The following is a 13,052-nucleotide window of genomic DNA, read 5'->3' on the forward strand; positions in this document are numbered from 1 at the left end:
GAATAGATACCGTCAAGATACCGACGTTGCGATTTGGCGCAAAACCCTTGTTTCGCAGGGGTGTTAACGCGGCGAACGCTTGGCCAGAATCCGCTGCAAGGTACGTCGGTGCATGTTCAGCCGGCGGGCGGTCTCGGAGACGTTGCGATCACACAGCTCATAGACCCGCTGAATGTGTTCCCAGCGCACCCGGTCCGCGCTCATCGGGTTTTCCGGTGGCGGCGGCAGGGCATCGCCCAGCGCCAGCAGCGCATTGGTGATATCCGTCGCATCGGTCGGCTTTGACAGGTAATCCGTTGCCCCGATCTTGACCGCCGCAACAGCCGTCGCAATCGCGCCATAACCGGTCAGCACCACGACCCGGCAATCGGGGCGCTGTTCGCGCAGAACCTCTACCACGTCTAGTCCGTTGCCGTCCTCAAGTCTCAGATCGCAAACGGCAAATCGCGGTGGCCGCGCCGTGGCAAGCGCCTTGCCCTCGGCCACCGAACCGGCAGTTTCAACGTCGAAACCGCGCTTTTCCATGGCCTTGGCCAGGCGTTTCAGAAACGGCTCGTCATCATCGACCAGCAGCAATGTCCTGTCTTCGCCGATATCCAACTGGTCATCCATCTGTGCCACGCCTTCCTGCATCACGCGCGGCACCCCGGCCCGCGGAAAACCCGCGCTTTCCCAAAGTAGTAAGCGCGAAGCAGGCCGCCGTCAAACCCGACCCGCTCAGGACGCGGCGTCGATAAAGCACGACATCTGCTCTGCAAGCTGCTCGGCACTCAGGTTGCGGCGATAGAAGTCGGCAAAGCCCAGATCGGGGAACATAAGGTAGGAAAACGTAGAATGATCAACAAGATAATAGTCTTCGTCAGCCGGATCTTCCGGCGGATTTATCTTGTAGTAGGTGCGGTAAGCCTGGCTCGCAGCCTTCAGTTGTGCGTCACTTCCACTCAGGCCCAGCAGGCGGGGGTGCAGATAGTCGGTGAACTGCGCCAATTGGTCCGGCGTGTCGCGCGCGGGATCGACCGAGATGAAGACCGGCGTGACGTCCTTGCCCTGTTGTTCAAGGATTTCCACGGCTTGCACATTGCGCGCCATGTCCATCGGGCAGACATCCGGACAATAGGTATAGCCGAAATAGATCAGCGTCGGCCCGGTGATCACATCCGCGTCAGTCACCGTCCTGCCCGTTTCGTCGACCAGTTCGAACGGCCCGCCGATCTGGCCCGATCCACCGGAAACTGCGCTTCCCCGGCAGGCCGCAAAGGCATCCTCGGACCCCTGCCGGGAACTGTACCACAAGGCCCCGGTCAGTCCGACCATGGCCGCGACGGCCGCCGCTGCATATAGGCGCAACATCTGCTTTTTCCTCTCCGGCAATTGCCTGATGGTGGTCCAACACCTATCAATCAGGGCACCAAATGCAATGCGACCCGTTGCGCCCCACCCCCAAGAAGGCCGCCATGTCAGATACCGACTTTCCGATCCAGAAAGGCCACAATCGCGGCAATTGGATCAGGCTCAGAACCCTTATTTTGCTGCGTTGGGGCGCCATCACCGGCCAGCTTTCGGCACTGCTCGTCGCCGCCGAGATCTACCAGCTCGACCTGCAGTACGGACTGTGTTTCTTCGTCGTCGGCATCTCGGTCATCGGCAACCTCGTCGCCAGTGTGATCTTTCCCGAAAGCAAGCGCCTGACCGAAGCCGAGAACCTGCTGATGGTGCTTTTCGACCTGCTGCAACTGGGCCTGCTGCTGTATCTGACAGGCGGGCTGCACAACCCATTCTCGATCCTCATCGTCGGCCCCGTCACCGTCTCCGCTGTTGCGCTGACCGCGCGCTCCTCGCTCTTTGTCGGTTCGACCGCCATCGTGCTGGTGACGCTGCTGTCGGAATTTCACCTGTCGCTGCGCACACAGGATGGCAACGCGCTCGAGGTGGCCGAGCTGTTCCTGTTCGGCAACTGGCTGGCCATTGTTATTGCAGTGATTTTCCTCGGGATCTATTCGCGGTGGATCGCGACCGAGATGCATTCGATGTCAGACGCCTTGCAGGCGACGCAGATGGCCCTGGCACGTGAACAGAAACTGACCGACCTGGGCGGGGTGGTCGCCGCAGCCGCGCACGAACTGGGTACCCCCCTGGCCACCATCAAGCTGACCTCTGCCGAGCTGATCGACGAGCTGGATGCCTCCCCCGAATTGCAGGAAGACGCGCGGCTGATCCGCGATCAGGCTGACCGGTGCAGGGATATCCTGCGCTCGATGGGGAGGGCCGGCAAAGATGACCTCCACATGCGCCAGGCACCTCTGTCGACGGTGATCGAAGAAGCCGCCGAGCCACACCGCGAACGTGGCAAGGTGATCCACTTTACCCACGGCGACGGCATTGATCTGCCCCCCGCAATCCTGCGTCAGCCCGAATTGATCCACGGCTTGCGAAACCTCGTCCAGAATGCCGTCGATTTTGCCAATGCCAACGTCTGGGTCGAAAGCGCGTGGGATGACACCGAGATTTCGGTCCGCATCATGGATGACGGACCCGGCTATTCGCCCACCGTCCTGGGCCGCATCGGAGATCCGTTCATGCGGCGGCGGCGCATGTCATCGGACCGCCACGCGCGCCCTGAATACGAAGGCATGGGGCTGGGTCTGTTCATCGCGAAAACCCTGCTTGAGCGCACCGGCGCCGAGCTGACCTTTGCCAACGGCAGCGACGACCCACTGGACGCCGGCGATACGGACCCCGAGCGCAGCGGAGCGGTCGTCGAAGTGACCTGGCCACGCAGGAAGATCGACGCGCGCAACGGCGAGTCTGCCCTCCCGCCGGGAGAAAATATTCAAATTACCAGATAGAGGCTGAAAACAAACGCAAACATGATAGTGTGATTTGAAGTTAAGAAATTCTTTACCACTTTACGGCCTCCTTGTTGAGTAAGTTATTGGAGCCTGCTGTGACCTTCGATATCGGCACACATCTGGCTGGGTTGAGCCTTTACGACACACTGCTTGCGGTCACGCTCAGCGTGCTTCTGTCACTGGGCAGCATTGGGTTGATCACCATCGTCACGCGGCGTGTAGCACGGGCGCACACGGGTTCGCCGGATGTCGCAGCGCCGACAACGTCTGTCTTTCTGTTTGATGAACAACGGCTTGTATCGGCGCCTGCCGACTGGCGCGACAATCTTGATACGGCTGGTCAGGATGCGTCGGACTGGGATGTCCTGCGGCGGCAACTTCTTCCACGGTTTCCCGATCTGCCTGAACTGCCTGAGCTTGGGCCAGATGAAACATTTCGCAGCCTCAAGGCGCGCTGTTCCGATGATCATGGCGTCCTGCGGATCCGACAGATCGGCCGCAGGCTACGCCTGACCCTGCGGGAATCCGAAGCAGGCAGCCTTGTCCACCTTCATGCCGCACAACTGAACGGGCAGCGACTGGATCAGATGACCGCACTTGTGGAATATCTGCCGATCCCGATCTGGACCATGGACACGTCCGGCCACGTCCTGCGCAAGAATGCCGCCTATCGCGCACTTGAGGAGCAACTGGAGGGATCGTCCGACGTCAACGTGCCCCTTGTCCGCAATGGCGAAACAGCGACGGACCGCCCCGTTCTGACCTATCGGATCATGCTGGATCCACGTGGTCGACTGCCGGAACGCTGGTTCGACGTCTCCGCGCGCCGGATCGAGGACGGGTGGCAGTGTTCAGCCCAGGATGTCACCGCGTTGGTGCGGGCCGAACTTGCGCAGCGGAATTTCGTTCAGACCCTGACCAAGACCTTTGCGCAGCTCTCGACCGGCCTTGCCATATTCGACCGGGACCGCCAGCTGATCCTGTTCAATCCGTCGCTGGTCGACCTGACGTCCCTCTCCCCGGAATTCCTGACATCTCGACCCGCTCTTTCGCATTTCTTCGACCATCTTCGCGATCAGCGCATCATGCCGGAGCCAAAGAACTATGCCTCGTGGCGTGAACAGCTGAATGCCCTTGTCAGCGCTGCCGCCGACGGGCGCTATCAGAAAACATGGAGCCTGCCATCGGGCGCGACCTATCGGGTCACCGGACGCCCACACCCCAACGGGGTCGTCGCGTTCCTCTTCGAAGATATCAGTGACGAAATCTCGATGACGCGGCGGTTCCGGCAGCAACTGTCTCTGTCCCAATCCGTTCTGGATGCCATCACCGACCCGATCGTGATCTTTGATGCCCAGGGCCTCATGAGCTATTGCAATGCCGCCTACAGGCGATTGTTCCACATCGACCCGGATGAGGACCTGTCGCAGGTGGTGATCCGAGACGCACATCGCACCTGGTGCCGCAAGGCGACAACCTCGACCGGTCTCGGTGAATTGCTGGAGCGGCTTCTGACACGACCGGACCGACAGGACTGGACCCATACCCTGCAACTCCGTGACGTGGGCGAGGTGTCTTGCAGGGTAGTGCCCCTGGTTTCGGGTGCCTGCATGGTGAACTTCGGATTGATGCGGGTCGCCGCGCTGCCGGTGGAAACGGCCGCCGAATAAGTCCGACGCGACGCGTAGCGCCATATCCCGCTTGCGACGGGTCAGGGGCACGGTAATGTCGCGCCATGAGCAGGCAAACATTTCAACGAGATCTCACCCTGGTTTCGCCGGACGCCACCTGCGGGTTCGCGCAGCGCCTCGGTTCGGGCCTTTCGACCGGTGACGTATTGCTGCTGTCGGGTGGCATTGGTGCGGGCAAGACCCATTTCGCCCGCTGCCTGATCCAATCGCTCCTGACCCTTCCAGAAGACGTGCCATCGCCCACCTTCACGTTGGTGCAGGAATACGACACACGCAAAGGCCCCCTCTGGCACGCGGATCTGTATCGGCTGACCGACCCGCTGGAGGCCATCGAACTTGGCTTGGAAGATGCATTCGAACAGGCGATCTGCCTGATCGAGTGGCCTGATCGACTTGGCGACCTTGCGCCGATGGCGGCTCTGCGGATCGACTTTGCCACGGACCCGGTTCATGACGAGGCGCGGCGTGTGCGGATCGAAGGCCCCGTTGCCATGCAGACACTAATCGAAGAGGCTTTGGCACATGGATAGAACCGCGCGAAAACTGCGCTTTGTCGCCGGAACCGACTGGGCCGATGCCCGGATCGTTCCCCTGGCCGGCGATGCCTCGATGCGCAAGTACGACCGCCTGCACAAGGCCGATGGCCGCACGGCTGTTCTGATGGATGCGCCACCCGACAAGGGCGAAGATGTGCGGCCCTTTCTGGTGATCGCCCGATATCTGCTGGGTCTCGGACTGTCAGCGCCGCAGATCCTGGCCACGGACGAGGCCGAAGGTTTTCTGCTGATCGAGGACCTTGGGGATGCGCTTTTTGCTCGCGTTGTCATCGAAAGGCCAGCGCTGGAAAGTACACTCTACCAGGCCGCGGGCGATGCCTTGGTCACCCTGCATGCCGGCACCCCGCCCGAAGGTCTCGCCACCTATGATCCCGCCACGATGACCCGGCTCAGCGCGCTGTCCTACAGTTGGTATCAAAGCGGTGCACGCGGGACGGACCCGACGGGGATGGAAGACTTTGCCAAGGCGTTCGAACCGCTGCTCGGCCAGACCACCGGCACCCCGGACGTGGTGATCCTGCGGGATTATCATGCCGAGAACCTGCTGTGGCTGCCCGAGCGTGACGGCGTGGCCCGTGTCGGACAGCTGGATTTCCAGGATGCGATGCTGGGGCACCGGGCCTATGACCTCGTCTCGCTGCTTCAGGACGCCCGCCGTGATGTGCCACCAGCCCTGGAAGAGAAGATGATCGCCCGTTTCATAGCTTCTTCGCACGCGGATCCCGACACGTTCCGCCGGGCCTACGACGTGCTGAGCGTTCAGCGAAACCTGCGCATTCTCGGGGTGTTTGCCCGCCTGTGCATGGCGTACGGACGGCCACATTACGTGGACCTCATCCCCCGCGTCTGGGCCTATCTTTTGCGCAGTCTTGATCGCCCCGCGTTGTCCGACCTGCGTGCTAGACTGCTGCACGACCTGCCTGCCCCGACACCGGAAACCCTTGATAAACTGAAAGAACAATGCGCCACACGCCCGCTGCCCTGATGTTGTTCGCTGCCGGGAACGGGACCCGGATGCGTCCGCTGACCGAGACGGTGCCAAAGCCCCTGATAGAGGTGGCCGGCAAGCCCTTGCTGGCGCATGCGATGGACCAGGTCGCGACCATGCCCAACCTGCGGGTCGTCGCCAACGCCCATTACAAGGCCGACCAGATCGAAGCCTATTTCGCCGGCTCCGATGTTGTCGTGAACCGCGAGTCGCCCGACCTTCTGGATACCGGCGGGGGCCTGCGAAATGCGTTACCGCTGCTGGGCGATGGTCCGGTTTTCACGATGAATACCGATGCCGTATGGCTTGGTCCGTCGCCGCTGGACTGCCTGGCCAGGGCGTGGGACCCGGTAAGGATGGATGCACTCCTGCTGGGGATTCCGTTGGATCGTGCCCATGGTCATGCAGGTCACGGCGATTTCAGCGCCGATCCCGATGGACGCGCCGCGCGCGGGCCGGGCCTGATCTATTCAGGTGTGCAGATCCTGTCGACGAAGGAGCTTCTGGAAATCGAGGGGTCGGTATTTTCACTGAACGCCCTTTGGGATCGCCTGCTGGTGCGGCAACGCGTCTTCATTCAGCCCTATCCAGGACAATGGTGTGACGTTGGACGACCGGAAAATATCGCTGTCGCTGAGGCGATGTTGCGGGGCGGCGATGTTTAGGGAAACCGGCCCGGCGCGTGTATTCGGCGTTCCGCCCGGGGCAGATTTCCCCAGGGAATTGCTGCGGGGATTGAACGCACGGATGCAGGGCCGCCCCCCACACGAGATGGCCCAGGTTCAGCTGGTGGTGAACACCCGACGCATGGCGCGGCGAATACGCAGCATTTTCGATGCCGGGCCACCCGCGTTGCTGCCTCGCGTTCTGTTGCTGACAGATTTGCAAGGCGCTGAGCCGATCCCGACAGCGGTTTCCCCCATACGCAGGCGACTGGAACTGATCCGACTGCTGTCGGCGCTGCTGGATGCAGAGCCTGATCTGGCCCCGCGTGCCGCGCTGTACGACTTGGCCGACAGCCTGGCCAAACTGCTGGACGAAATGCAGGGCGAGGATGTGACGCCCGAAGATATTGCCCGCCTGGACGTCACTGACATGTCCGGGCACTGGGCGCGCAGCCTGCGCTTTCTCGAGATCGTGAACAGCCTGCCTCGTGACAGCGACACGCCAGACCCCGAGCAACGTCAGAGGCGGGTCGTCGAATCGCTGATTGCGGAATGGCAGGCGCGACCGCCGCAGCATCCCATTCTGCTGGCCGGGTCCACCGGATCGCGCGGTGCAACCCATCTGCTGATGCAGGCCGTCGCACGCCTGCCGCAGGGCGCGGTCATCCTGCCCGGGTACGACGACCATGTGCCAGAGGCGATCTGGCAGCGACTGGATGAACCCCTGACGGGAGAGGACCACCCCCAATTCCGCTTTCGCAAGCTTATGCTGGGTCTCGACCTTGCCCCTGCTGATATCACGCCTTGGGTTGACGACGTTCCATGCAATACCGCGCGCAACCGGTTGGTGTCGCTGGCCATGCGGCCCGCCCCGGTGACGCACCAATGGCTGGAAGAAGGACCGGCCCTTGGTGATCTTGAAACGCCGACCCGCGATATCACCCTGGTAAAGGCAGCCACACCCCGGGCCGAGGCGATGGCGATTGCGCTACGCCTGCGCAAGGCGGCCGAGGATGGCCAGACCGCCGCCCTTATCACGCCCGATCGGATGCTGACGCGCCAGGTCAGCTCTGCACTCGGACGGTGGGGCATTCTGCCGGACGATTCCGCCGGAACGCCACTTCAGGTGACACCTCCTGGCCGCCTTCTACGCCAGGTTGCGGCGCTGTTCGTCGCCGCCCCCAATGCAGTGGAGCTTTTGGCGCTGCTCAAGCATCCATTGACACATTCGGGTGCAAAGCGTGGTCCCCACCTGGATCTGACCCGCAAGCTTGAGATTTACCTGCGCCGCCGCGCCCGTCCGAAACCAGACCACGAGGATGTGCTGGCCTTTGCCGCGCAACAAAGTGGGGACTTCGCGCCGCTTTGGGCCGACTGGCTTTGCAGTCACGTCTTCGGGGTGGCCGCCCCCCAGGCTACGTCGCTCGCGGATCGGGTCATCGGACATATCGCCCTTGCCGAGGTGATCTCTCGGGGCTGTATCGACGACGCCACGGGAACGATCTGGGACAAGGACGCTGGTGTCGAGGCGCAGCGGATCATGGCCAGCCTCGCCCAGGATGCGGTCCACGGCAGTGATTTTGCGGCCCGAGACTATGGCGATCTGGTCGGTGCCATCATCGCCAACGGCGAGGTGCGCAATCCTGATGAACCGCACCCCCATATCCTGATCTGGGGCACGCTAGAGGCGCGTGTCCAGGGTGCGGACCTGGTGATCCTCGGTGGTCTGAACGAAGGCAGCTGGCCCGAGGCCGCAACGCCCGATCCCTGGCTGAACCGGCAGATGCGCAAGGATGCCGGTTTGCTGCTGCCCGAACGACGCATTGGCCTGTCCGCGCATGACTTTCAGCAGGCGATTGCCGCAAGAGAGGTTTGGCTCAGCCGCTCCATCAGATCGCAAGATGCGGAAACCGTCCCGTCGCGATGGCTGAACCGGCTGACGAACCTGTTGAACGGGCTTTCCGATGGCGGGCCCGCCGCATTGGCGCAGATGGAGGCGAAGGGCGATGACTGGCTGGCCAGGGCACGACTGATCGAGGCGCCCTTTGACACGCCGCCCGCAACACGCCCCGCACCTTGCCCCCCCATAGAGGCACGACCCCGAGAGCTATGGGCCACCGACATCCGCAAGTTGATCCGGGACCCCTACGCGATCTACGCCAAGCGGATCCTGCGCCTGTCGCCGATGAATCCCCTGATGCGTGAACCCGATGCCCTGATGCGTGGGATCGTCAGCCACGAGGTCATCGAGGCGTTCGTCAAGGGTGTCTGCGAAGACGGGTTGCCCAATACGCCCGAAGCGCTGCTGGAAATTGCCGGCGAGGTGTTGAACCGAGAGGTTCCCTGGGGCGAGGCGCGCGTGCTTTGGCACGCCCGTTTGGGGCGGATCGCCGGGTGGTTCACCGCGCACGAAGCCGCCCGACAGGAAGACGCCGCGGAAATCCAGTATGAACAGGTTGGCAAGGCGATGGTCGCAGGCCTCGGGTTTACGCTGGCGGCCAAGGCGGATCGTATCGACCTGGACCATGCCGGGCGCGTGCACCTTTTCGATTACAAGACAGGGGCACCCCCTACCAAGGATCAACAGGCGCTTTTCGACAAGCAGCTGCTGTTGGAATCCGCGATCGCAGAACGTGAAGGGTTCGGCAAGATGGGGGCGCGTCCCGTCGCGCGCGCCGTCTACATCGGTCTGGGCGCCAACCCGGTTGAGGCCCCGGCGCCGCTTGACGACAATCCCCCCGGCCAGGTCTGGGAAGAATTCACCGAGCTGGCGCGCGCCTGGTTGGAACCGACGCGCGGATACACGGCCCGTCGCGCAATGTTCGACATGAAGGATGCCAGTGATTACGACCTGCTGTCACGACATGGAGAATGGGACGTGACGCAGGACCCCGACAAGAGGACCGTCGAATGATTGCCCGCGACCCCGCCTCGGCCCGCCAGATCCAGGCCGCACTGCCGGACCGGTCGACCTGGCTATCGGCCAACGCCGGGTCCGGCAAGACCCGTGTGCTGACCGACCGCGTCGCACGCCTGTTGCTGGATGGCGTGTCGCCCCAGAACGTGCTGTGCCTGACGTACACCAAGGCCGCCGCCTCCGAGATGCAGAACCGCCTGTTCAAGCGCCTCGGTGAATGGGCAATGCTGGCCGATAGCGACCTGCGGACGGCGCTTGCGCGGCTCGGAGTCGAGGATGCGATTGACAGCACCCGCCTTGCCCGCGCACGTACTCTTTTCGCCAGCGCGATCGAAACCCCCGGTGGCCTCAAGATCCAGACAATTCACTCTTTCTGCGCCTCCCTGTTGCGGCGGTTTCCGCTTGAGGCCGGGGTCAGCCCGCAGTTCCAGGAGATCGAGGACCGAAACGGCGTCATCCTGCGCGACGAAGTGATCCAGAAGATCGCCGAAGGTCCGGATGCGGCCGTTCTGGAACGGGTCGCCTACCTGCTGACCGACGAGACATTTCGTGCCCTCACCCAGGAGGTCGCGCGACACCAGGACCTGTTCGCCAGACCACTTGAGCCGGGCGCGGTCGAAGCGGCGCTGAACCTTGCGCCCGATGTCACCGTGCAGGACGTTCTGGACAATGCCTTTACGGACGCGGATCTGGCGTTTCTGCCGGAGCTGATCGAGATGCTGCGATCAGGCACCACGAAGGGCGACCAGACGGCGCTGGAACAACTCTCGGGGATTGGTCAGCGTTCGCTTGCGGCGCTCGCGATACTGGAGGACCGGTTTCTGACGAAGTCAGGCAAGGCCCCGTTCACGCCCGCCAAGTTCCCCGGAAAGGATGCCAGGTCGGCGCACCCGCACCTGGTCGACCGGATCGACGACTGGCAGCAGCGTGTTTGCGAATGGCGCGATACCCGCGTTGCCCTTGCCGCGCGCGATAAGGCACTGGCCCTGCATGATTTCGCACGGATATTTCTGCCCGCCTATGCCGCCGCGAAAGAGGCCCGTGGCTGGCTGGATTTCGACGACCTGATCCTGCGAACCCGCGACCTGTTGACCAACACCGTTGTATCGCAATGGGTACTTTGGCGGCTGGACGGCGGCATAGACCACATCCTTGTCGACGAGGCGCAGGATACATCGCCCGTGCAATGGCAGGTGGTGTCGGCACTGGCACGCGAATTCACATCCGGGGCAGGGGCGCGCGACGACGTCATGCGCACGATCTTTGTCGTCGGTGACAAGAAGCAGTCGATCTATTCCTTTCAGGGGGCCGACCCCAGCGAATTCGATCGGATGCGCGAGGCGTTCGGTGACAGCCTGCGCCACACCGGCGAACCCCTGCAATCGCTGGAGCTGGAGTATTCCTTTCGATCAGCCTCGACGATCCTGAACCTGGTGGACCGCGTCTTTGACGGGCGCGAGGCAGCCGGATTTACCACAGACCAGCGCCACCGCGCGTTCAAGGAGGCTATGCCCGGGCGCGTCGACCTGTGGCCTCTGGTGGAAAAATCCAAGGACAAGGACGAGAGGGAGTGGTTCGACCCTGTCGATCTTCTGGCCGCCACCGACCATAACGTCGTGCTGGCCCAGCAGATTGCCCACTCCATCCGTGACATGCTGGCCTCCGGTCAAACCATCCCCGAAGAGGTGGGGCATAGCGGCACTTACGTGCGTCGCCCGATCCGCGCTGGCGACATCATGATCCTGGTCCGTGGCAGGTCCACGGTGTTCAACGAACTGATCCGCGCCTGCAAGAAGGCCGACCTGCCGATCGCCGGCGCCGACCGTCTAAAGGTTGCCGCCGAACTTGCGGTCCGCGACATCGGTGCCCTCCTCAACTTTCTTGCGCTGCCCGAAGACGATCTTTCGCTGGCCTCGGTCCTGAAATCGCCGTTGTTCGGGTGGGACGAACAGGCGCTATACGATCTGGCCCACAAGCGGGGCGATCACAAACGGCTGTGGGAGGCGATGAAGCTGCGTTCCGCTGATTATCCGGCCACGATTGCGATGCTGACCGACCTGCTGGAACAGGCCGATTTTCTGCGCCCTTACGACCTGATCGAGCGTATCCTGACCCGGTTCGAAGGGCGGCGAAAACTGCTGGGCCGCCTTGGCGAAGAGGCCGAAGATGGTATCGACGCCCTGCTGGATCAGGCGCTGGTGTATGAGCGTACCGAAGTGCCCAGTCTTACCGGCTTTCTGGTCTGGATGGAGGCCGACGAGCTGGAAATCAAACGACAGCTCGACAGCGCCGGAAACCAGATCCGTGTCATGACGGTCCACGGCGCCAAGGGGCTTGAGAGCCCCATCGTGATCCTGCCGGAAACCCTGATCTCCGCACCACGATTTGAGGACAAGGTCGTGCCCGCGGGCAGCGTGCCCCTGTGGTCGATGTCGCAAGGCGAGGCACCCGCAGCCTACCGGGCCCTGCGCGAAGAAAAGATCGAGAGACTGACCCAGGAACGTGACCGACTGCTCTACGTCGCGATGACCCGCGCAGAAAAATGGCTGATCGTCGCCGGGGCCGGAACCGAGGGTAAGTCCGGGGCCGATTGGTACAGCCGTATTCGCGACTCGATGATCGAAATGGGCGCAGGAGAACACGAGCATCCGGGCGGGCAGGGCCTGCGGTTGGAAAACGGTGCGTGGGACGAGCTTGACCTGATCCGCCCCCAAACAGTCGAACCCACGCAGCCGATGCTGGAGAGCTGGGCCACCGAAAAGGCCCCCCGAGCAGAAGGGCCCGCCAGGACGCTCAGCCCGTCCGACCTGGGCGGCGCAAAGGCCCTGCCCGGCGAAGCTGGTCTTGACGAGGACGCCGCCAAAAGGCGTGGGCGGCAGGTTCACCTGCTATTGGAACACCTGCCATTGCTGGATCAGGCCGAGTGGGAGGAGCAAACAGAACGCCTGCTGGCCGACGGTCCTGACGCGGCAGTGCAGGCGGAGCGCGCATTGCTGTTGCAAGAAGCCCGCCGGGTTCTGACAAGCGCCGCGACCAGCCCGTTTTTCGAGGGAACCGCGCTGGCCGAAGTGTCGATCACTGCCACGTTGCCAGAGCTGGGCGGCCAACGCATCCACGGCACCATCGACCGCCTGATCGTCGCTGACGATCACGTGCTTGCCGTGGATTTCAAGACGAACGTCGTCATTCCCGAAACCGCCAGCGCTGTACCGGCGGGGCTTTTGCGCCAGATGGGGGCCTATGCCTCGGCGCTGTCGCAAATCTATCCGGACCTGCCCATTCGCACCGCAATCCTGTGGACGCGCAATGCGACACTCATGCCGCTGCCGCACGATATCGTCATAGCGGCGTTGCAAGACAGTCCCCCTGCTTGACCCCTGCCCGG

The 13,052-nt window shown here is 62.8% G+C and carries 9 protein-coding genes; 7 read left to right on the forward strand and 2 right to left on the reverse strand.

The window, feature by feature from the left end; genetic code table 11:
* Positions 1–63: 63 nt before the first annotated feature.
* Positions 64–612, reverse strand: coding sequence for an ActR/PrrA/RegA family redox response regulator transcription factor (locus tag DL237_RS03140; protein WP_119397686.1), 549 nt, complete (start codon positions 610–612; stop codon positions 64–66).
* 105 nt (positions 613–717) lie between these two features.
* On the reverse strand, positions 718–1,350 hold the full coding sequence (locus DL237_RS03145) for an SCO family protein (protein WP_119397563.1): 633 nt from the start codon (positions 1,348–1,350) through the stop codon (positions 718–720).
* A 104-nt stretch (positions 1,351–1,454) separates the two neighbouring features.
* On the opposite strand from DL237_RS03145, the gene regB reads away from it, so the two are divergent.
* The 7 genes from regB (at position 1,455) to addA (ending at position 13,041) form a co-directional block, all read left to right on the forward strand.
* Positions 1,455–2,846, forward strand: a complete 1,392-nt coding sequence (regB, locus tag DL237_RS03150) for a sensor histidine kinase RegB (RefSeq protein WP_119397564.1) — start codon at positions 1,455–1,457, stop codon at positions 2,844–2,846.
* A 98-nt stretch (positions 2,847–2,944) separates the two neighbouring features.
* Positions 2,945–4,519 (forward strand): PAS-domain containing protein, encoded by a 1,575-nt coding sequence (locus DL237_RS03155; RefSeq protein WP_119397565.1) that lies wholly within the window; start codon positions 2,945–2,947, stop codon positions 4,517–4,519.
* Positions 4,520–4,584: 65 nt separating this feature from the next.
* Positions 4,585–5,070 (forward strand): tRNA (adenosine(37)-N6)-threonylcarbamoyltransferase complex ATPase subunit type 1 TsaE, encoded by a 486-nt coding sequence (gene tsaE, locus DL237_RS03160; protein WP_119397566.1) that lies wholly within the window; start codon positions 4,585–4,587, stop codon positions 5,068–5,070.
* Positions 5,063–6,082 (forward strand): aminoglycoside phosphotransferase family protein, encoded by a 1,020-nt coding sequence (locus DL237_RS03165; protein WP_119397567.1) that lies wholly within the window; start codon positions 5,063–5,065, stop codon positions 6,080–6,082. Before tsaE ends, DL237_RS03165 begins: the two co-directional genes overlap by 8 nt.
* The gene (locus tag DL237_RS03170; protein WP_119397568.1) at positions 6,058–6,750 is read left to right on the forward strand and encodes a nucleotidyltransferase family protein; all 693 of its coding nucleotides are present in this window, start codon (positions 6,058–6,060) and stop codon (positions 6,748–6,750) included. The genes DL237_RS03165 and DL237_RS03170 overlap by 25 nt, the downstream gene beginning before the upstream one ends.
* Complete coding sequence (gene addB, locus DL237_RS03175) at positions 6,743–9,664, forward strand: double-strand break repair protein AddB (protein WP_119397569.1); 2,922 nt, start codon at positions 6,743–6,745, stop codon at positions 9,662–9,664. The genes DL237_RS03170 and addB overlap by 8 nt, the downstream gene beginning before the upstream one ends.
* Positions 9,661–13,041 (forward strand): double-strand break repair helicase AddA, encoded by a 3,381-nt coding sequence (gene addA, locus DL237_RS03180; RefSeq protein ID WP_119397570.1) that lies wholly within the window; start codon positions 9,661–9,663, stop codon positions 13,039–13,041. Before addB ends, addA begins: the two co-directional genes overlap by 4 nt.
* Positions 13,042–13,052 lie beyond the last annotated feature (11 nt).

The sequence above is a fragment of the Pseudooceanicola sediminis genome (genome assembly GCF_003575965.1).
Classification (GTDB): domain Bacteria; phylum Pseudomonadota; class Alphaproteobacteria; order Rhodobacterales; family Rhodobacteraceae; genus Pseudooceanicola; species Pseudooceanicola sediminis.